Here is a 20,524-nt window from a genome sequence, read left to right as displayed (position 1 = left end):
ATTATTTCTCGTATTACCAATTTTTCTTAGGAGTGCAAATAAATAATGGCAATGGAATTACTCAATCCAATGCTTAAAGATGTAATAAATAGCTTAGGCTATAAAAAACTCTTGCCTATACAAGAAAAGGCTATACCAGTAATATTAAGAGGAAATCATACATTAATCATATCACCTACAGGCTCAGGAAAGACCGAGGCTGCTTTTTTGCCCGTTGTTTCATTAATTTTGGATAAAAATCATGAAAAGGGGATAAAGGCTATATACGTAACGCCATTAAGGGCATTAAATAGAGATATATCTTATAGGATTGATAAAATAGTTACGGGCGTTGGATTATCCCTACTTTTAAGACATGGCGATACAAGTCAATCTCAAAGGAAGAAGTTTTTGGAAAACCCTCCAGATGTTATGGTAACAACTCCTGAAAGCTTAAATTTGCTTTTAACGGTGAGAAAAAACTTATGGAATAATGTTTCTTATGTTATAATAGATGAAATACATGAATTGCTCGATAATAAAAGAGGAGTTGAGCTTTCATTAATTTTGGAAAGGTTGGATGAATTTTCAAGAAATAGAATACAAAGGATAGGTTTATCAGCAACATTGTCTGAAAAATCAAAAAAAGAGGCAATGGGCCTATTGGCTTATAATAGAAAAGTGGAAATTGTTGAGGACTATTCAATGAAAAAATATGATATATCTGTAATGATAACAAATGGTAAAGATGAAAAATGGGATAATATGATTAAAGGAATAACTAATATAATAAAAGAAAACAAAGGTTCAATATTAATATTTACTAATACAAGATCAGTTGCAGAAAAGCTTTCAAAGGATTTATCAAAATATATGGAAAATGAAATAGGAGTTCATCATGGAAGCTTATCTAAAGATGTTAGAGAAAAAGCAGAGATGATGTTCAGAGAGGGAAAAATTAAAACGTTGGTTGCAACATCTTCAATGGAATTGGGTATTGATATAGGTAAAATAGATACTGTTATTCAATTTATGTCCCCTAGGCAAATAATAACAATGTTGCAAAGAGCTGGTAGATCTGGGCATAGAATAGGGGATGTTAGCAAAGGAATTATAATAACAATGAATAATTTGTTTGAAATTATGGAATCAGGAGTTATAGCATTAAGAACTGAAAGGGGAGAAATTGAAGATTTAATTTTGCCAAAAAGATCAATGGATGCATTAGCTCACCAATTGGTTGCAATGATAGTTGAAGGTACATCTAATGATATAGATCAATTGTTAAGCATTGTTAATAGGGCATATCCATTTTCAACAATAACATATGAAGATATGAAAAGGGTGTTGGATCATTTAGATAGCATTAAAATAATAAAATTCAATGAAGAAACAAAAACAATAACCCAATCCAGGAGGACTAGGAAGTACTTATATACTGTCTCAATGATACCAGATGAAGTAAACTTCAACGTTTATGATATTTCATCTAACTCAAAAATAGGAGAAGTTAGCGAAAGATTTGTTGAAACAGCCGTTTTGGAGGAAGGAAAAGAAAACTTTAGGTTTACCTTAGCTGGCAAGGTATGGGAAGTTATTTCAATTGACTATGAAGAAGAAAAAATTGAAGCAAAACCTATTGCTATAGATGAAGGGGCAATACCAGTTTGGGAAGGGGAGTTAATACCAGTATCTTATAATGTTGCAAGAGAAGTTTGCTCATTAATCAGCCTAGGTATGGTTGACAGCAAAGGTTTAGAAGAATTGTTAAAAAAGAGGAAAATACCAGATGAAGCAATTTTGAAGGTTAAAGAAGTTCTAAATAATACTAAAAAAGCATGGGGCGTTGATATTAGTCCTCAAAATTTGGTTATAGAAGAAGTAAATGGAGGTTCTATTTTATATGTGTGCTTAGGAAGTAAAGGTAACTTCCTTCTCGCTTTGATATTGTCAAAATTGTTAGAAAAATATATAAAAGTTCAAATAGATTACATACCTTATGCAATAATCTTTACTTCTCAATTAAAGGTTTCGGCAGAATTGATTAGGGAAGCATTGATGGAATTAAAGAACATGGACCCTCCAGAAATTATGGCATTATCTCAAGATGCAGTAAAAAGCTCAAGAGCTTACATCTCGAGGTTTTTACAAATTGCAAAAAGATTGGGCGTTGTTGATACAGATGTTAAAATACCTTTAGAATTTGGAAAGAAATTGATTGATGCATATAAAAACACCGTTGTTGATGAAGAAACTATAAGGGAAATAATTTATGATATGTTTGATCTTGAATCTTTATTAAAATTTAAAGAAGAGTTTAGTAAGGTAAACATAATTAAGCTTCCTGAGCCAACCCCCTTGGCTAAGGAAGTGTTATCAAATCCTTACCTTAGGAAGGATTTAGGGACTAATTTGAAATCCTTAGCTATTGATTATATAATAGAGGGGCTTAGAAAAAATGCATTAAATAAGGAAGCTGCTTTTGTTTGCGTTGCATGCGGAGAGAGTTGGGTAAGTAAAGTTAAGGATTTGAATAATACAGTTAGATGTCCTAAGTGTAAAGCAATGATGGTAGCTCCAATGCCCAATAGCGATTGGGGAAATAATGCTATAAGTTTATTTAAGCAATGGAAAAAAGGAGAATTAAAAAGGTTAACCCAAGAGCAGAAGAAAATCATTAATGAGATTAAAGATAGGGCAGCCTTATATATTAATTATGCATCTCAAGGCTTAGGAAGATATGTTATTGAAGCTCTTATGACCCAAGGTGTTGGTCCAAAAGCTACTAGAAGGGTTATTGATGCATACATAAGGGGAGGGGAAAAGGAATTTTATAAAGCACTACTCAAGGCTAAGGAAGATTACATTTCATATAAAAAATATTGGGATTAGCAACAATTTTATAAAACCCCTCTTTATATATGATTTTGGTGCCGCGGTAGTATAGTCCGGTCCAGTATGCGGGCCTCTCGAGCCCGTGACCCGGGTTCAAATCCCGGCCGCGGCATATAATTTATAATTTTTATGTTTAAAAATCATAAAATTTATTTTTGTTAAATAATTAAAATTATTATTTTTAAAATTTTATAAATAAATTTTTAGAATATTTAATTTATTTAGAAAAATGAAATATTTCTATTAGATTTCTATTAGAAAAGCTTATAGACTCTATTTAACAGTTTTAAATTGAGAATCATGACAATTAAAAAGAATTTTTAAAATTGCTTAAAGAGGATGAAGAATTTCGTTTCACAGTAGCAGGTATTTTAGGATTTGATAGCATATTTAAGGGAACTAAAAACACTCAGAGAAGACTTCAACAGATTTGTTGAACTCGAGAACAAAAGATGGAAAGAAGCCAATAAGAGATTTTAATCCATTGAAAATGAATTGAAAAAGTTAAGAGCTGATTTTATGGAAGCTTATAGATCATTAAATAGGTAATTAAAATCCTTAGGAGTTGGATGAGGGACCTATTCAGAACAAGCCTTTAGAGATGATATGAATAGAGTTGAAAAATTATTAGGTGTTGGAAAAGTTGAAAAGTGACATATAGAGATAATCTGGTGAAGTCTATGGATATCCAAGTGATATAGAAGTAGACATATTGATAAGGAACTAAGAACATCTATTAATAGAAATCAAATCTAGCATTTCTAGAGGAGATGTAGCAATATTTTGGAAAAAAGGCAAACTTTATGAAAAAGTAACTAGTATTAAACCCAAGTTAGTTATAATATCACCCTTTGTAGACGAGAGGGCATTAGAAGGTATAAACAAATTAGGGATTTTACTTTATAGGGAAACATAATAAAATGTAATATATTAAAGAGTTTACCCCCTTATGAATTCTTATTCCTTTAGCTTAATATGGGAAAAAGAATGAGTAAAGAAACATGGTTTGCCATATCTATGGTATTCATCGCTCTATTATCGTCTCTAGATATAGGAATTTATTCTTATATTGGTTATAGAACTAATGTTACCCCTTTTCAATATGGATTAATAAGTGCTTTATGGAGCTTGGTTTTTATTGTTTCTAATTTTGCCTTAGGTAAGATATCTAATAATGGAAACAATAAATTGCTAATTGCTGTATCATTTATATCAATTTTAGCAACTGGAGTACTATTTGAGTTTCATACTTTGGTTTCATTGGCATTAGCTTATATGTTTCATGCCTTAGGAGTGGCATCCTCTAACTTGGCAATTTCCATAACAATATTTGAACTAAAGAGCAGCGATAAATGGAATTATTATATAGAATTACAAAAATTTTCTTTCTATTTTATAAGAGGTTTAGGGCTTCTTTCTTTCTATTTTATACAAGGAGTTCCATTTGACTATTTCATTTACTTTACAATAATGATTGGGTTTATTACATTTTTATCATTACCTAGGATAAATCTAAGCATTGAGAGATCTCTTCATTCATTTACAAAGAACTTAGATTCAATAAGTAGCCATATAAAAATATTTTCATATTTAGCATACGATAATGTAGGTTCATTTCCTAATGCAATAAAAAATGGGTATGTATCGCATAGAAGAATATCAATAAAAAGAATATCAATGTCTTTATTTTTTGCAACCTTAACAGGAGACTACATTTTTGCTATACTTCCATTATTAGTTAAATCTGATTTGAGTTTGAATTTATTATGGCTGTCATATGGGATAACTGGCCTTTTAATAGGAATTTCTTTGATCTTGCTTTCCCTATTTGGGACAACTAGCAATAAAAGGATAGCTTTTCTATCAATATTGCTTAGAGGTATTTGGCTAGTTACAGCTATATCATTTATTAACAATTTGTTAGATTTGATAGCATATATAACAATATCGTCCATCTTGTTTAGCATAATTGATATAATCCTATACAATTTGTTCTCAGAAGGTTCAAGCGGTTATAGCTCACACATTTATTATAATTCAAGAGAATTAGGTACGTTAACAGGTTCATTATTGGTTGGTATAGCTTTTAGCCTTGGTAAGGAAATATTTATAACAATACCAATAATATCCACCATATTATCTCTAATAATGGTTGTCTTAGCATAATACGACATTGTTAACCGGGGAGTTAACAATGTACAGATTTAATATTTAAGGTTAGTTTTAAATTATTTATCTTGGATCGATAAAAATGCCAAGAAAGAAGAGTAATAAAAAAGATGAAAATAAAATTAAAGATCCAAACAACGAAATCTCAAAAACAAAGAAGAAATCTCAAAAACAAGCTAAGCTTAGCAATGATGAGTTTAATTCCTTTGTTAATGATATATCAAGAGAAATTATAGACAAGTTTGGTTTAGATTTGATTAATTTAAAGCCAGATGATATAAAGGATTTAGTAGAAGAAATAATAAATTCCATAGTTGAATCTAGAGTGACAAAACCGTCTGAAGAATCATTATTAAAAAAATTCATAAATTCGAAGGATCAGTTTATGAAGGGAATTGCAGGGAGATTAATAGAAAGAGATGAAGTAAATTCTAGAGAAAGATTAGAACTTATAATTGCATATGCTCCAGAAATTGCTGGTAGAGCTTCACCAAGGCTTTATAAAATTGCTAAGCAATTAAACGCTATAGATTTAATTGATAACTTAAGACAGCTTTGGAATCGATATGGTTTATCAACACCTATTAGATGTCCAGTTTGTGGATTTAATTCTGTTATGCCAGACATGTCTTGCATTGTTTGTGGATCCTTACTTGATGAAAAAGATATAAAAAAGGAGATAAATTTAAGGGAACAGCTATCAAAACTAAAAAATGTTTATAATGATAAATTAATAAGAGAAATTATAGATTCTGGCTATGTAGTTTTTGATGGAGAAATAAAACCCCCAAGCTTAAAGGAAAAAGATAAGATAAGCATATCTTTACATTTAAATAAGGATGAAAAAGATATTTTATTAAAGTTATTGAGCAAAGCTTAACTTAACATCTAATTCCTTTAGATTTAGCTTATTGCATGTATCGCATATTTCTTTATCTGAAAATCCAGCGCAGATTTTACATTTTCCTAGTTTATCTAAAAAATTACCTAATTTATCCAAAAGTCTTTCGCTACCAAAATCCAGTTCTGGTCTATTACCAGCTATTGAATAAAATACATTTTTTGATTTTATATTTGTTAAACATAATGGTTTAACATTTATGCCTGATAAAAATTCATATGAAACAAGTGTTTCTCCTTCTATTCCAGAAAACGGATAGAGGAACTTTATTCCATTATATTCAATAAATTCAAGGGATTCTGAAAGTAGATTTGCTTTTCCATTTATTAAAGAATCAATGACAATTAGGGATATATCAGTTCTGCTTACCGGTAAAAATACAAATTCATATCCTAAAATCTTTGCAGCCCTCATTGACCATACTCTTTCAAATCTAATACATTCTTGTAAAGATAGCCTTTCTGGAGGTTTAATGTTAATTTCTGCAATAAATAAGTCAGATTTGTTTTCTAAAAAATTTTTGATTTCTTCAATATTATAATCTTTGGGAATTACTATAGCAATTCTAGACTTATACCGTTTTTCAATTCTATAAATTAGATTTGATAATGCAATAGATGAGCTTGGGGAAAAGTACGTTATAGGTATAACAATTTTGCTATCAATGCTTAGAGATTTAGTCTTATTAATTTCTTTCTTTACATTTTTTTCCATAACATTATTTAGACATTTAGCGCAAATATATTCACCACTATAAGCTCTATAATAAATAGCTTGTCTTTTTTTGCATATTGAGCATATTTTATCCATTTCTATCCATGATTATCCTATATAAGAACATAAAAAATTTTTGCATAATAGATGCAAGAAAAGATTTAACAATAGTAGTATTCTCTCATTTTATGATGTAAAAGTTTAGTTAATCAATTTTTTTCTGGCTAAGTCTATAGTAAGATAGATAAGGTAATACTGATAATATATAAATATTGTAGGTAGGTTGTGTAAGGCTATGCGTAGAGAAATATCTACTCTGGCAGGCATTTGTATAACTACGCAGTATTTAATAGAATATAATTAGGGAGAGGTGTTAATAGATGACTACTAATGAGGCAAAACAGTTAGAACTAATAAAAGAATCTACATTTAAGCCCGAAATAGAAATAGAGGCTAGAAAACTTTTATTAAAGGAAATTTATGAAGGAGTTTTAAAGGAATATAATAAAAGGGCTCCTAATGGAGGTTTGTTAGCAGATCTTCCTCAATGTGTTAAAGATTATATTGAAGGGAAAAGAGAAGAGCCATGCGATGATGATATGAAATTTACATATAATGCGATTAAAGTTTTGCAATCAAGATACATGGTTAAGAGTCAACTAATGAATCCCTTAGAAACACCTTCTATGGTTATGAGAAGGGTTGCGGAAGGTTTTTCTTCTAGATCTGATAAAGAAAAATTATATGATTTGTTAATAAATGGTAAATTCATGTTTAATTCTCCAACATTGTTCAATATGTTTTCAGATGGTGCAAAAGGAGCTTTAAGCGCTTGTTATGTTACCCCAGTATTCGATAGTATGGAAGGTATATTAGATGGTGTTAAGGTTCAGGCCTTAACATTTAAATATGGAGGAGGTCAAGGATTCAGCTTTTCAGAACTAAGGCCTAGAGGAGATATTGTTGCTGGGACTAGCGGGGTAGCAAGTGGACCATTAAGTTTTATGAGGCTTTATGATGTTGCAACAGATGTTGTTAAACAAGGAGGTAAGAGAAGAGGAGCAAATATGGGAATTCTTCATGTATGGCATCCTGATATATATAATCCAAAGTATGATTCATGGCAAGCCTTATCTAATACATTGCCTCCTCAAATAAGGGCCTTTATAAAAGCAGTCAAAGATGCATTTGATCAAATAGAAAAAGATGATTTGTATGAGATAAACCCAATATTAAAAGAAATGGCAGAGAGACTATCTAAAGAAGGATATTATATGCCTGAAGATGCAGGCTTTATACAATCTAAGAAGAGTCCCATGCAAGATACATTTTTAACAAACTTTAATATTAGTGTTGGTGTTAATGATGCATTTATGAATAGTGTTTTAAATAATGAAGATTGGTGGATGGTTAATCCTAAATATAGTTCTGATAGTAATGATATTTATAGAATTCATTATAGTGTTAGCATGAAAACCGGTTTAGGAAGATTGGGAAAGCTTATTGAAGAAAACAAATGGCTATTAGATAACCCATATTTGAACATATATGAGGATGTGTTTGAAAAAAGCAAATCATTAGCATTAAGAGATTTAGAAGAAGCAATGAAGCTATCAAATAAGAAATTGGATTTAAATGAAAGAAATACAAAAACATGGAAGATTAACTCAAGAATTTTATGGGAGGAAATAATTAAATCTGCATGGGAAGGAGGAGATCCAGGCTTAATTTTTGTAGATAATCATAATAAATATAATCCAACTCCATGGCTAGGTGTAGTAACGGCAACAAATCCATGCGGAGAACAGCATTTATATCCATTTGAAAGCTGCAATTTAGGTTCAATAGATCTAAACAAATATGTTGATGAAAACAATAAATTTGATTTGAGAAGTTTCTTCAATGATATACACATAATTGTTGATTCAATGGATGCTGTAATTGATTTAAACAAACACCCTGATAAAAGACAAACTTTAATAAATTCCATAACTAGAAAAATAGGTTTAGGTATAATGGGTTTAGCTAATGCTTTAGCTAAATTGAATTATCCATATGATAGTGATGAGGCCGTAGCATTTACACTAATCATATCCTCAGCTATAGAAGTATTTGCATGGAAGAGAAGTTGGGAATTGGGGGCAAAATTAGGTTCTGCTCCTGTATTTGAATGTAAAAGATGGGATTGGAAAGAAATGAAATGCATTGAAAAAGCAGATGTTAATGAGACAATAAAATTGCATACCCCTGCACTATTGAAGGCAAACGAAGTTATGAGTATTAAAGATGGATTTATAAAAGTAAAGTATCATGATGTAAAAATACCTGCTGATGTATCAAAGAGGATGGTAGGAGAAACTGCTAAAAGAGTTGAAGAAGATGGTACAATAAACTTGATAAAGGAAGACGCATTTTATAAGGTATTAAATGACGTGTTTGGAATATCAAAAGAGGATATTAATAATTATTTAGAAAACTTCTCAATAAATAATGAAAAGAGCCTGCTTATAAATGCATTATTTAAACCTGCAGAGACGTGGAATAAACTAATTGAATATGGAAAATCTATTGGTGCAAAAGCCCCAAGAAATAGTGTTGTAAATACCGTTGCCCCAACAGGTACTATTAGCATTATCTCAGGAACAAGCTCTGGAATAGAGCCTTACTTTGCTTTAGTATACTTGAGGAGAGTTGCTATAGGCGAATTTTGGGAGACGATATCTATATTTAGAGATAAAGTATTAGAAATAGCAAAGAAATATAACCTATCATTTGATTTCTTAGATAACTTATTTAAGATAATATCATCTCATAAAGGTAGTATAAGGTGGGCCTTAAACGATATAGAAAATTATATAGTTAGTATGAGCACTGAAGAGAAGGAAGGTAATAAGATAATAACTAAAAATAATTATAAAGAATTATTAGAAGAGATAAGGGAGCTTGCAAAGCTCTTCCCAACAAGCATGGACTTCGATTTATGGTATCATTTATCACATCAAATAGCCTCTCAAATATATACAGATCAAGCCATAAGTAAAACAATAAATCTCCCAAGTGATGCAAAAATAGATGATGTTTATACAACATACTTTGTTGCATGGCTAGGTGGCCTAAAGGGAGTTACAATTTATAGAGATGAGAGCAAAGGAATACAAGTAATATACTTTGGAGGGGAAGCAAAAAATATATTGATTGAGCCAATAAAGAAAAAGACAAAGTCAAGAATGGCAATAGTAAAGAAAGAGATGAAGGTAACTGATGTTGAATCTGATAGAAAGATATCGCAATTATTTGGTATATCAAAAGATAGTACAAAAGGTGTTGTAAGTTTAAGGCCAGATGAAAACAGCACATGTAAAACATGCGATCTTTAATATTTTTTAATTCTTTTTGTCTAGTATTTCTTGAGGAAAAATGAGTAAAAAAACAGGTAAAGGAAATAAAAACGTTTTAAGTAAAGGAGATATATTATTTATATCTGTTATTATAATTATAATTGCATTAGGTTTATATGCATATTACTTCTATGGTTTCTCATTAGTTATAGTTGATGGAATAAGCATGAAACCCACTTTACATACAGGAGATATAGCTATTTTATATAAGGAGCCTTATCAAGATATAAAAATTGGTAATATTGTTGTTTATAATTATGATGGTATATTGATTATACATAGAGTTATAGGAATATATTATCATAATGGGGTTGAATGCTTTATAACAAAAGGAGATAATAATCCAGTACCAGACCCAGGTTATCCACAATATTGTGGTTATCATACAGTTGATGGATTTACTTCAGGAGGAATTCCATATTATGAAATAAAAGGAGTTATATTGACTTATAATGGAAATACACCAATTATTATACCATATATAGGGTCGTTTGCCTTAGCCATAAGAGGTACAGGTAGCGATACTTTTTAAACTTTTAAATTTTGTATTTTAATATCATTATTAATTAAAAACTTACTTGTCTCTCTAATCCATAAGCCTATAGATTTATTTTCTGAAAGTTCTTTTAATATATTTACATCATTATCTTCTAATATGTTAACCAAATCCGCTATATTCTCTTTTATTTTACTTAATGCCATAAAATGAAAATCACATAAACTGTAGTTTAAAACTTTGTGTTTGGCCTCCCTTTTACAGATATAACACATTTCTTCCGGCTTTTCTATACCTAAAGCAATTGCTAAACTTTTTCCAATGCTTTTATCATTTAATTTTTCTTTTATTATTTTAGTTAGAAATTCCTTTGCTTCATTCACTATCTCATCCTTTGTATATTTTCCTTTTGATATTAGATCCAGCTTTTCTTCAAAATTTCTTGTTAATTCAGGAGAAATTAACTCCTTAGAGACAAGCTCAATGGCCTTATAAACTGCATATCCTAAATTAGTTATTTCTGTATTTCTTCCTTTGTTTATTAAATACTTTCTTTTATATAATAGTTCAATAATTCTAGCTCTAGTTGCTTCTGTTCCAATATTAACTCTTTCCATCCATCTTAATAATGAAGTTCTACTAAGGGATACATTTATTTTGGGCCATATGGTTTTCAAATCAACTTTTATTATTTTTACCTTATCATTTTTCCTTAAAACTGGTATTTCGTTGATTTTTGGATATGAAAATGTGTAATATTTTAACCATCCTTCTTCCATTACAACTAAACCTTCAGCCTTATACTTTCTATTCTCATTATCGCTTAACGTAACATAGCTTTTTCCTAGAATAGCTTCTTTTGAAAATGCTGACAAAAACCTTCTGACTATAAGATCATATATTTTTAAATAATCTCCGTATATTTTTTTAGGAACTTCACCTGTTGGATATATTGCAGGATGTGCTGGATCATCTTCTCTTCCCTGAACAGGATTTAGTTTGCCTTGTGTTTCTTTTAATAACGTATCAATTAAATTTTTATAGCTTTGTTTAGATAGGTCATTGATTATTTGCTTATAATTTATTGTTTTAGGCAGTTTTTGGCTATTTGTTCTAGGATAACTAATTAATGTTTCTAAATAAAGCTCTTCTGCAATACTTTGGGTTTTAAATGGGGAAAATCCATAAATTCTTGAGGACTCTTTTTGGAGATCTCCTAAATTAAATGCTGGGGGAGGAGGAACTTTCTCTTTACTTTCTTGGTAGTCGTCAACATTTAAAACTGGGTTCTTTTCTAGGAATTTCTTTATTTCTTTTGCTTCAGAAATTGTTTTTGGAGACCAATTTTTAGGTGTTATTAGAAACCTTTTGCCATCATATTCCCCTAATATTAATATTGATAAAAAAGGTTTTGGTAAATAGAGGTTTATTTCTATCCATCTTCTTATTGCCTCAGCAAGAGTAGGGCTTTGAACTCTTCCTGCGCTTAATGAGATACTTTTGTTTGTTTCATTTTTAAATGATTTCATAAGAAGTCTTGATACATTTATACCCCATAACCAATCTAACTCATGCCTTGCATAACCAGCGTTAACATTCTCTAAATCCAATGGTGATAATTTATTAAATGCATCAATAATGTCATTTTTTGTTAAGGTTGAGTATTTCATTCTCTTTGCTTTTTTCACATCTCCAAAGCTTTCTATTATTTTATAGCCTATAACACTTCCTTCAATATCAAAGTCGCAAGCATTTATATAGGAACCAGCATTTGGTAAAATAGATGACATCATCATATAGTATGTTTTAGTATAATATGCAGCTTTGTCAAATTCCCATAATGGTTTCCATACTATTTTTACTATAGGAACTCCTCTTCCTGTTGTTGAGGGGCCAAATAAATGGCCAGCACTTGGTAGAATTAAAATAGTCCTACCATCACTTCTAATTACATAATATGGAACTTTATAATATCTACACTTCTCTAATTTTCCATAGCTTCCTAGCGCTAATGCTATCTTTTCAGCTGCTTTTGGCTTTTCTGCTATTAATGCTATAAAATCTTTATAGGAATAACAATTTCTGCTAGTATTTTTGCTCATAGCTCTCCAACTATTTTATATACAAAGAGGTTTAACTTTTTTTGTTAGCACAGAAATTATTTATTATTTCAAAAATTTTCTTTGATTTTTCCTCATCAATTTTTGTTGATTCTTCTTCAGGTAATGAAGAAATTATGGAAAGAATAAAAGAATAGTTATCAGAACAAATATTTAGCAGCATGATTGCCGTTGTATCCTTTAGACCCATTTCCATAAGATCTTTTATTGCTTTGCTTGCTTTTTCAGAATCTCCATCACCAAAAGTTTTTAAATAATCCCAAGACTTCTCCTGTAAAGAATTTATTTGAGGAGAATCTTCTATTCTTCTTTCCATAAAATATTTAGCTTCATAATAAGAAATATATCGTCTTTCTTCTATTCTTCTTTCCATAATATAGGACCCCTACTGGGTGTTTTGTTGGGTAAAAGGTTTAAGGTGAACTGCATATGTTATTATTGTCTTTGTTTTATCACCTAAGTTGACTTTTATTACATAGGCTTTTCCTCTTTTATCTACAATAGTCCCAGTTAAACCATGGAATCTCCTATGAGGCATTCCATCATGAAAAGAAGAGTTTATATAAATTACAACTTTATCTCCTATATTATAAGGATATAAAGCCTTGCTAAGCCTTGGAACTCCTCCTCTTTCTCTAATATGTTTTCTTAGCATATTTCTTGTCTTGCTTCTATAACCTGTTGATGCTTTTACCATTTCTTTCACCTTACTTTTGAAGACCTCGACAATTATAGGTATAGGTAGGTTTATAAATTTTCAATGGAAATCCTTTTCTTTAGGAAGTAAAGTGATAATTTATCCAATTTGGGATGCCTTTAGTAAAATTGATATTTGCATATAAATTTCTTTAATGAACAAAATTTTAAGCTAAATATTCATTATTATATTGTGCTTTCCAGTAACAATTTTAATGGAATAACTTGTTTTAATCCAGATTGAGTGTATCTGATTATGGAAACTGGTAATATACCATTTTCAACCTCATATTTTGCAATACTAACCGGATCAGAGGATTTTACAACATCAAGTTTAATTAAAGGAGGAGCATTTTTTGTTAGTTGTAAAGATCTTATTCCAATTATTTTTGCTTTTTCATATTTAGTCAGATAGGGAGGTCCTATTATTATATCTTCTCTAATTTTTGGATATGCCATATACGAGCCTGACATTTTTCCACCTCTAATTATTGTAAAAAATAGGGATTAAAAATTAAGTGTTAACATTTATCATTTAAATTAAAATATTATTGTATATAATATTATACCAGGGATAAAATGAAAGAAATTCATATGAAAATAGAGCCCGGAAACTATAGGAGTGTTAAACTTGAGTTAAGTGATGCAATTGAGTTATTAAATAAAGTTGTTTCATTAAGAGGAATCGAAACAAAGGATATAAATGAATCATTTAGGATATTAAATAACTTTGATGAATTTTATGAATATCAAAAAAAGAAGTTTAAGGATTATGTTACGCCAGATAAGGATGTAAGCGATATGATTAGGGGAGCTGTTGTTGTAGATAATTTAAAGCTTATCAAAGAAAATAATAAAAAATATGTAGTGATAACGTTTGATAGAAGGTTAAAAGAAGAATTAATAATTAAGGCCCTTAATAATATGGGTTATGAAGTTAAAATAGAAAAATAAAATTAACTTTCATTAGTCTCTTCGCTTTTTTCTTCCTTCTTCCCTCTCTTCGCTTTTCTCTCTTTTTTCTTACTTTCTTTAACGCTCTCTTTCTTTTTCTCAGCAGTTTTCTTCTTACTTTTTTCTTCCTTCTTCCCTTTCTTAGATTTCTTCGCCTTCCTTGTCTTCTTTATAGAAGAGGTTGAAAGCTCTGACATCTTTTTCTCTACTTCTTCGTTATAATAGGCTCTAGCCTCATTAACCTTTATTACATTGGCTGCTGCCTTTTCTAGGATATCAAACGATTTTAACATAATATCTAAAAGTTCTGGACTTTCTACTTTGTATTCAATTAATTGCTGAGATTCTTCTTGCGAGCTGCTCTCTTCAACTTCTTCCTCTTCGTTAGCTTCCTCTCCATTTTCGCTCATTTTTAACACCAAAATTATAAGGAGTAAATTTCTAGTTTAATATTTTCATTTGTTTTGTGGAATAAGCAAAACAATTAGTGGTATATAAGCTTTTCTCCTTAATTAAAGAGATAACCTTCATTATATACCTATCTAGATTGGAATGTAATTATAGATTTAGAGGTATATGAAGGTGATCTTAATAGACCCTAATATATTATGGAGGACTTTAGAAATGGGAGATATAGATCTAGAAGGGGATAAATCTAATGAAATAATAAATCTATTAAGAAATAAAGCATTAAATTCATTTATGGGAGGATATATATTATTAGATAATCAATCAAGGGCAAAATATAATATTAGTTTTATTGAGCTATTATTAAGGCACCCAGAATATGGATGTGCTTTAGGAAATGAAGTTTTAGGGGAACAATTTATAATTTTAATAAGGTCTATTTTAAAAGGAAGTGAGTTTGATGGTATAAGAGATATTATAATAAACAATTGTAATAGAATCAGAAACCATAAGAGAAATATTGGTTCATAACTCTATTTTCTATTATTAAATCCTATTAATTATAACAAATAAATGGCTATTATGCAGGAAGGGGCAAAGTAAGAATTAGCAAGATGCTATAAATTATTACTGCAATCATTCCAGACTTGGAAAGTTTATCATCACCCATAGCTGATCCAGGATGCCTTCCTCCTGATAATATGAAGAAGAAAAATGCAAATAAACCAAATACTGCAAATGTATCATACCATAGCCCTGCAAAAATTAATGCAAATATGAATATAATAGAAATAATTCTATGGTTTCTTTCTCCTAAAGCAGCCCTTAAAACATGACCCCCATCTAGTTGAGCAACAGGAATTAAATTCAGAAATGTAACGAAAAATACTATGTATGATGCAAACATCATAGCAGAAGGCTGTATTACGTATTCAGTAGGTATTTTTTCAATATAAGTTATTATGCTTACAATTAAAGGAACCAAATTTATTGTAGAACCTGGAGGAACTAGTGATTGGGGAACTAGGGTAGAATATTTTAATCCAATAACTGTAAAGGGTATTGCGCTCAGAAAGCCAGTTAATGGGCCCATAACCCCAGTTAAAGCTAATATATTGTTTGTTGGAGGTAACCATTCCATATTTATTACAGCCCCAAAGGTTCCTAAAAATCCCAGCTGTAATGGAGGGGCTGGTAAAAGATATGGTGGGCTTGCAGGAACCTTAAACCTCCTCATAGTTAACCAATGACCTGTTTCATGTAAAAGAAGGGGAACGATTAATGCAACTAAATAAGCAAACGGATTATATACTAAAGATTTTCCCTGGTTATTAAATACTAGGCCTGATATATAAACGCTTATTAATGTCACTATAGCTAATATAATAACTACAAATTTGTTCGTTCTATTAACCTTCTTGAAAACATAAATAAATAACATGTTATTTTCTTTTCTAAGGCTAACCGCATAATTTAGCTTAAAAGATTCTTTATATAAATTTATAAATGACTTGGAAAGATCACTTTCATTAATTCCAACAATTTTATACTTAAGCGCATTTTTATCTTGAGAAACAAATTTTGCATCAAAGTATTTTAATATTAATTTTTCTATATCATTTTTTTCTAAAGTTTCCATTTTTATCCTATTAGTTAAGATTAAAATAGGACTTAAATCTTTTAGATCAATATTTAATTTATCAAATATAATTACTTAAATATTGCATATATTTACAAAAATCTTCTTTGATATATTTTTTATGATTTTCTAAAGCCTCGCTTTTAATTCCTAAAACATATTTAAGATATTTTTCTTCTTCAGAATGCAAATTTGAAGGGATCACTAAGCTATAAGGTTCTTCTATATTAGCATCATCTAATAAATTTCTTAAGGAATTTCCTATAAACATATTTTTATCCCCGGCATGTATAAGAATTCCTAATAATTTTTCTAAATAGCTATACAATTTTAATTCATTATTCAACTCAAGAATTGTTTTTATTCCTATAGATGCATCTAACGTTTTTTTGTTATCATCAATATCAAATAGTAAAAGAGTGTGAGCTTTAATGCATAGATTTGCATATAAGTTAAATAATAGGCTATATGCTTTTACATTCCTCCAAGGGCCTGGTATCGTTAGTGTTTTACCATATTTATAATATTGTAGTCCTGACAAGGACTTTGTCATACAAATTCCTGATATTCCATTTATTATTTCTACATCAATGTTTTTGATTTTTGCATCTATAACTATAGAGGCATGGGTTGTCGCTATTAAAGGATCACCTGGAATTATTATACCTACCTTCTTTTCCTTTGCAATATTTAAAACATCAGAAGACTCATCTTCAAGCATTCTTCTATTTGCAATAATTACCTTCTTTTCCTTTGCAATATTTAAAACATCAGAAACTATTTTATCAGAATTTGGCATTGTATAAGAATCTATGATAATTAAATCAGAAGATTTTATATATTCTAATGCTTTTTTTGTAATATATTCATGATTTAAACCTATAAGGTATAAAGGCAATAATTAAACACCAAGTTTAACTTTTCTTGCAATATACATTTAATTCAGATTGAACCTTTGTTAACCATTCCATTAAGCTATTGCAAACTTCTGATGCCTCATTTTTATATCCTTCTTTTCTCATGCAATCTATTCCTCCCAATATAATATAATTAATCATAGATGTATATATTGAAATTTTGTTTATAAGTTGATCTTTTAATAATACCCATCCGTTTGTAGTTAACCCATAAATTATCTTTTTCCCACCTCTTACGCCTTCTTGTTCATATGATTTTATTTCTATTAACCCTTCATTTTGCATTGAGTCTAATAATGGATATAATGTACCTGCAGCAGGCTTCCATCTACCATGAGTCATCTCTTCAATTTTCTTCATAATCTCGTATCCATGACTTGGTTTTTCTGCTAATATTCTAAGAACTAGCCACATTAGGCTCTCTCTAAATGCTTTAGCACCTTTTGGTTGTAGTTCATTCTCTTCTTGAATTTTCATTAAAATTCACCTATTTAAATATAGTAAGAGGAGGTTTATATTGGTTTCTATTATATCAGTGTATGAACTATACCCATTTTACCTCAGTTCTGGTATCTTTCTTCACTAATCTGTAATACCAGCCTTCCTCATCGGCAAATAAATAGTTATAAAGAAAGTGAAAAAGCTTTTCGTTACACAATAATGAAAGTTTCTTCCTTTAGGGCTGAGAATCAGATGAAAGTTATTGTTACATTAGGTAATTGAATTGGATTAAATGGTACACCATTTCCAGTATAGAATTTGTTAAACCATTCATAGAAGTGAAGCCTTAAATCATGGGCAAATGCAACTATACCTTCCAATCCTGCAGTAAGTAGGTTTCCTAGTATGTAAACTATTACTGCTGCTATGAATAGAACTGGATTTTTAATTCCTACAGGATCTATAACAAAATATAATATAGTAAATCCAACCATTAAACCTGAATGAGCGAGACTCAACCCCAATATCCTTAGAAAACTAATGCTATTACCTAAAACTAATATCATAGATTCGAACAAGCCTATAAAGGATTCTATTGGATTTAGTTTAAATCCTTCTCCTTCAATTGCTCTGTAAATAGCTTTGCCTAGAAGGATCCATATTAATGAAATTATCGCTCCATAAAATATAAAGGCTTCCATGGGCCCTCCCTTGCCTAATCCAAATAAAGCTTGTTTTATTGTAGATCCTGCTTGTGTTGCGTTAAAGTATATTAAAAATGGTGAACCTGCTGATAAGAATAATAAAAATAGAGGTAATTTTTCTCCATATAAGTCCTCAAAATCCCTTTTTAGGTAGCTATTAATTATACCTAACAAAGTACCAAAAATGAGCATAAAGGCTCCTATCCAAAATGATATATCCATTGATAAGTAAAATAACTTCAACATTAATTGTTGCGATCCTCCACTTATTGATATATCAACTGGTGATTCTATGGGAGCTGATTGAAATCCAAGACTTCTCCAAAATTCTTCCAAATGAATTGCTTGAGCTGGTAGAGGGCCAAAAAACTCTGCTGCAAGAAATCCCGTTATCATACCTACAATGCCTAAAATAAGCGCTACTTTTCCTAAATCCTTACTTCTTGGCACCAAGAAAAACAATGCAAAGAGCACAACTAGCAGTCCATGACCAATATCCGGGAACATAAGACCAAATATTATTGGCATTGTAATGGCCATAAATATTGTTGGAATAATTTCATTAGAATTAGGAATTCCATACATTTTTATTATAGATTCAAATGGTTTAAATGCTTTAGGTACACTCATTTTAGTAGGTATTTCTCTTTGTCCTCTTTTAATGCCAAGGCTGTATATTAAATATCTATCATCCGTGGAATTTTTAATTAAGTTTCTCAATTTTTTAGAATCCTTTGCATCTACAAAGCCATGTATAAATGATGTTGTTTCAGACGATGCTGTATTATTAAGTATTTTAAATATTTCATTTATAACATAGATTTTTGTATAGTACTCCTTTAAATTATTATATTTTTCCATTAGGCTTTTTAAAATATTATCTATTTGCTCATTTAACTTCTTTATTTCTTCTTCTATTTCTTTATATGCTTTAGATGGATTTCCATTAAATTCACTGGGAATTGATATAGCTGTAAATCCTAGCTTAATTAAATCATTATATGTTTTTTTAACATTATCATTATTTCCAGCTATTGCTATAGTATAATAATTTTCTTGAGTTTTTTCATAAGCTAATATTACATCTTTTGCAGCATTTTTAGCATATTCTATCATATCTTCTGGAATTATTCCAATAGAAAATGAAATCAATTTAGACTCATGGGCTTTTTTAATATCTACATCTAGATAAGATATGAAACCAATAAGCTTTTTTAATTCCAATAAATCATTTACCTTATTTCTTATTTCATTTAGGTTTGATATATTTTTCTCGAAAAATACTTCCAAATCTTTGTTTTGATTGATTATCTCATTTAGGAAATCAACCCAATTAGATATCTTTATATTTATACCAGAAATGATTTCTGGATCTTTGTTGATAGCTTTAAAGAAACCTTCCAGCCTTGCCTTTCTTTCTGATGAAAGAGCCGATGCAGATCTGTAAATCTTCATAGAATATTTTGTTAATTCTTTAGTGGGAGGTTCTATATGAAAAATACCAGAAGTAGCCAGGCTAGCAACAACTCTATCATAAACGCTATTAGGCACAGCTATTACTACTTCTTCAACTCTATTGGCGATCAGCAATTTGGATCCCTTACAATTTCTTTAATTTATATAAGGGCATTTTAAAACTTAAGGTAATTTTGTTATAAATGTTTTCAGCTTGTATTTTAAAAGAAATGGCATTATAATAATTATTCAAAATTAAATATGTATTGATTGTTTCACTATTTAAGCTTAAAAGCCACCTTTTTAATCTTAAAAAATGTAAGTGATTAAATTGAGTTCAGAAGGCAAGCTTATCGTTATAGGAGATAGGCAAAGTGCTAATCTATTTAAGTTAGCAGGAATAACAATAATAGATGCAAATAATCAAAAGGAAGCTGAAGAAGGCTTAAAAAAAGCAAAAGAAAAAGGAGGAACACTTGCTATAATTTTAAAGCACATTGTAGATGATGAAGCTTCTTTAAGGAATTTGGCGAATTCATTAAATATTACCTTGTTGATATTACCAACTAAATGGGTTAAAGCAGAGCCCATAAATATTGATAAGTTGTTAGCTAAAGCTCTAGGTATGGGGTGATGTA

General features: G+C 29.8%; 19 protein-coding genes and 1 tRNA gene. 10 read left to right on the top strand and 10 right to left on the bottom strand.

Annotation, left to right across the window (positions count from 1 at the left end; genetic code table 11):
* Positions 1–45: 45 nt before the first annotated feature.
* The 5 genes from CALAG_RS05985 to CALAG_RS05970 all read left to right on the top strand — a co-directional run bounded on the left by CALAG_RS05985 (position 46) and on the right by CALAG_RS05970 (position 5,923).
* Entirely contained in the window at positions 46–2,871 is a 2,826-nt protein-coding gene (locus CALAG_RS05985; RefSeq protein ID WP_015232839.1) for a DEAD/DEAH box helicase, read from the top strand.
* Positions 2,872–2,911: 40 nt separating this feature from the next.
* Positions 2,912–2,986 (top strand) — tRNA-Glu (locus CALAG_RS05980).
* Positions 2,987–3,613: 627 nt separating this feature from the next.
* Positions 3,614–3,790 carry a hypothetical protein gene (locus tag CALAG_RS08120; RefSeq protein WP_083859985.1) on the top strand — a complete coding sequence of 59 codons (177 nt, stop codon included), beginning with the start codon at positions 3,614–3,616 and terminating at the stop codon, positions 3,788–3,790.
* Between the two features lie 71 nt (positions 3,791–3,861).
* On the top strand, positions 3,862–5,040 hold the full coding sequence (locus CALAG_RS05975; protein ID WP_015232838.1) for a hypothetical protein: 1,179 nt from the start codon (positions 3,862–3,864) through the stop codon (positions 5,038–5,040).
* An 85-nt stretch (positions 5,041–5,125) separates the two neighbouring features.
* The gene (locus CALAG_RS05970; protein WP_015232837.1) at positions 5,126–5,923 is read left to right on the top strand and encodes a hypothetical protein; all 798 of its coding nucleotides are present in this window, start codon (positions 5,126–5,128) and stop codon (positions 5,921–5,923) included.
* On the opposite strand, the gene CALAG_RS05965 is transcribed toward CALAG_RS05970, so the two are convergent.
* Positions 5,906–6,754 carry a hypothetical protein gene (locus CALAG_RS05965; protein WP_015232836.1) on the bottom strand — a complete coding sequence of 283 codons (849 nt, stop codon included), beginning with the start codon at positions 6,752–6,754 and terminating at the stop codon, positions 5,906–5,908. The genes CALAG_RS05970 and CALAG_RS05965 overlap by 18 nt on opposite strands.
* 284 nt (positions 6,755–7,038) lie before the next feature.
* On the opposite strand from CALAG_RS05965, the gene CALAG_RS05960 reads away from it, so the two are divergent.
* Together CALAG_RS05960 and CALAG_RS05955 are read left to right on the top strand one after the other, a co-directional pair.
* Positions 7,039–10,035 (top strand): adenosylcobalamin-dependent ribonucleoside-diphosphate reductase, encoded by a 2,997-nt coding sequence (locus CALAG_RS05960; protein ID WP_015232835.1) that lies wholly within the window; start codon positions 7,039–7,041, stop codon positions 10,033–10,035.
* Positions 10,036–10,075: 40 nt separating this feature from the next.
* Positions 10,076–10,588 carry a signal peptidase I gene (locus CALAG_RS05955; RefSeq protein WP_015232834.1) on the top strand — a complete coding sequence of 171 codons (513 nt, stop codon included), beginning with the start codon at positions 10,076–10,078 and terminating at the stop codon, positions 10,586–10,588.
* Here CALAG_RS05955 and CALAG_RS05950 read toward each other — a convergent pair.
* The 4 genes from CALAG_RS05950 to CALAG_RS05935 form a co-directional block, all read right to left on the bottom strand.
* Positions 10,585–12,654 carry a DNA topoisomerase I gene (locus tag CALAG_RS05950; protein ID WP_015232833.1) on the bottom strand — a complete coding sequence of 690 codons (2,070 nt, stop codon included), beginning with the start codon at positions 12,652–12,654 and terminating at the stop codon, positions 10,585–10,587. The genes CALAG_RS05955 and CALAG_RS05950 overlap by 4 nt on opposite strands.
* Positions 12,655–12,685: 31 nt before the next feature.
* A complete protein-coding gene (locus CALAG_RS05945; RefSeq protein ID WP_015232832.1) occupies positions 12,686–13,045 on the bottom strand; it encodes a hypothetical protein in 360 nt (119 codons plus the stop codon).
* A 12-nt stretch (positions 13,046–13,057) separates the two neighbouring features.
* Entirely contained in the window at positions 13,058–13,369 is a 312-nt protein-coding gene (locus tag CALAG_RS05940) for a 50S ribosomal protein L21e (RefSeq protein WP_015232831.1), read from the bottom strand.
* Between the two features lie 185 nt (positions 13,370–13,554).
* Positions 13,555–13,842, bottom strand: coding sequence for a DNA-directed RNA polymerase subunit K (locus CALAG_RS05935; protein WP_015232830.1), 288 nt, complete (start codon positions 13,840–13,842; stop codon positions 13,555–13,557).
* A 105-nt stretch (positions 13,843–13,947) separates the two neighbouring features.
* Between CALAG_RS05935 and CALAG_RS05930 the strand changes: the two genes are divergently transcribed.
* A complete protein-coding gene (locus CALAG_RS05930; protein WP_015232829.1) occupies positions 13,948–14,322 on the top strand; it encodes a motility associated factor glycosyltransferase family protein in 375 nt (124 codons plus the stop codon).
* Between the two features lie 2 nt (positions 14,323–14,324).
* Here CALAG_RS05930 and CALAG_RS05925 read toward each other — a convergent pair whose 3' ends face one another.
* Positions 14,325–14,732: a hypothetical protein gene (locus CALAG_RS05925; protein ID WP_048816799.1), complete on the bottom strand. Its 408-nt coding sequence runs from the start codon at positions 14,730–14,732 to the stop codon at positions 14,325–14,327.
* A gap of 172 nt (positions 14,733–14,904) precedes the next feature.
* Between CALAG_RS05925 and CALAG_RS05920 the strand changes: the two genes are divergently transcribed.
* Positions 14,905–15,261: a hypothetical protein gene (locus CALAG_RS05920; RefSeq protein WP_015232827.1), complete on the top strand. Its 357-nt coding sequence runs from the start codon at positions 14,905–14,907 to the stop codon at positions 15,259–15,261.
* 49 nt (positions 15,262–15,310) lie between these two features.
* Here CALAG_RS05920 and CALAG_RS05915 read toward each other — a convergent pair whose 3' ends face one another.
* The 4 genes from CALAG_RS05915 to CALAG_RS05900 form a co-directional block, all read right to left on the bottom strand.
* Positions 15,311–16,369, bottom strand: coding sequence for a site-2 protease family protein (locus tag CALAG_RS05915; protein ID WP_015232826.1), 1,059 nt, complete (start codon positions 16,367–16,369; stop codon positions 15,311–15,313).
* Positions 16,370–16,430: 61 nt separating this feature from the next.
* Complete coding sequence (gene dph5 / locus CALAG_RS05910; RefSeq protein ID WP_015232825.1) at positions 16,431–17,267, bottom strand: diphthine synthase; 837 nt, start codon at positions 17,265–17,267, stop codon at positions 16,431–16,433.
* A gap of 16 nt (positions 17,268–17,283) precedes the next feature.
* Positions 17,284–17,763, bottom strand: a complete 480-nt coding sequence (locus tag CALAG_RS05905) for a PadR family transcriptional regulator (RefSeq protein WP_015232824.1) — start codon at positions 17,761–17,763, stop codon at positions 17,284–17,286.
* 212 nt (positions 17,764–17,975) lie between these two features.
* Positions 17,976–20,021, bottom strand: coding sequence for a V-type ATP synthase subunit I (locus CALAG_RS05900; protein ID WP_015232823.1), 2,046 nt, complete (start codon positions 20,019–20,021; stop codon positions 17,976–17,978).
* Between the two features lie 187 nt (positions 20,022–20,208).
* Between CALAG_RS05900 and CALAG_RS05895 the strand changes: the two genes are divergently transcribed.
* Positions 20,209–20,520, top strand: a complete 312-nt coding sequence (locus tag CALAG_RS05895) for a V-type ATP synthase subunit F (protein ID WP_015232822.1) — start codon at positions 20,209–20,211, stop codon at positions 20,518–20,520.
* Positions 20,521–20,524 lie beyond the last annotated feature (4 nt).

Origin of the sequence: Caldisphaera lagunensis DSM 15908 (assembly GCF_000317795.1) — an archaeon.
GTDB classification, from domain to species: Archaea; Thermoproteota; Thermoprotei_A; order Sulfolobales; family Acidilobaceae; genus Caldisphaera; species Caldisphaera lagunensis.
Note: the sequence above shows the minus strand (reverse complement) of the source record. Positions and strands in the feature narration are given on the sequence as shown.

What these genes read in the sequence shown, in the direction of transcription:
- CALAG_RS05985 (WP_015232839.1), top strand. Translation starts at nt 46, where the DNA reads ATGGCAATGGAATTACTCAATCCAATGCTTAAAGATGTAATAAATAGC.
- CALAG_RS05975 (WP_015232838.1), top strand. Translation starts at nt 3,862, where the DNA reads ATGAGTAAAGAAACATGGTTTGCCATATCTATGGTATTCATCGCTCTA.
- CALAG_RS05970 (WP_015232837.1), top strand. Translation starts at nt 5,126, where the DNA reads ATGCCAAGAAAGAAGAGTAATAAAAAAGATGAAAATAAAATTAAAGAT.
- CALAG_RS05965 (WP_015232836.1), bottom strand. Translation starts at nt 6,754, where the DNA reads ATGGATAAAATATGCTCAATATGCAAAAAAAGACAAGCTATTTATTAT.
- CALAG_RS05960 (WP_015232835.1), top strand. Translation starts at nt 7,039, where the DNA reads ATGACTACTAATGAGGCAAAACAGTTAGAACTAATAAAAGAATCTACA.
- CALAG_RS05955 (WP_015232834.1), top strand. Translation starts at nt 10,076, where the DNA reads ATGAGTAAAAAAACAGGTAAAGGAAATAAAAACGTTTTAAGTAAAGGA.
- CALAG_RS05950 (WP_015232833.1), bottom strand. Translation starts at nt 12,654, where the DNA reads ATGAGCAAAAATACTAGCAGAAATTGTTATTCCTATAAAGATTTTATA.
- CALAG_RS05945 (WP_015232832.1), bottom strand. Translation starts at nt 13,045, where the DNA reads ATGGAAAGAAGAATAGAAGAAAGACGATATATTTCTTATTATGAAGCT.
- CALAG_RS05940 (WP_015232831.1), bottom strand. Translation starts at nt 13,369, where the DNA reads ATGGTAAAAGCATCAACAGGTTATAGAAGCAAGACAAGAAATATGCTA.
- CALAG_RS05935 (WP_015232830.1), bottom strand. Translation starts at nt 13,842, where the DNA reads ATGTCAGGCTCGTATATGGCATATCCAAAAATTAGAGAAGATATAATA.
- CALAG_RS05930 (WP_015232829.1), top strand. Translation starts at nt 13,948, where the DNA reads ATGAAAGAAATTCATATGAAAATAGAGCCCGGAAACTATAGGAGTGTT.
- CALAG_RS05925 (WP_048816799.1), bottom strand. Translation starts at nt 14,732, where the DNA reads ATGAGCGAAAATGGAGAGGAAGCTAACGAAGAGGAAGAAGTTGAAGAG.
- CALAG_RS05915 (WP_015232826.1), bottom strand. Translation starts at nt 16,369, where the DNA reads ATGGAAACTTTAGAAAAAAATGATATAGAAAAATTAATATTAAAATAC.
- CALAG_RS05905 (WP_015232824.1), bottom strand. Translation starts at nt 17,763, where the DNA reads ATGAAAATTCAAGAAGAGAATGAACTACAACCAAAAGGTGCTAAAGCA.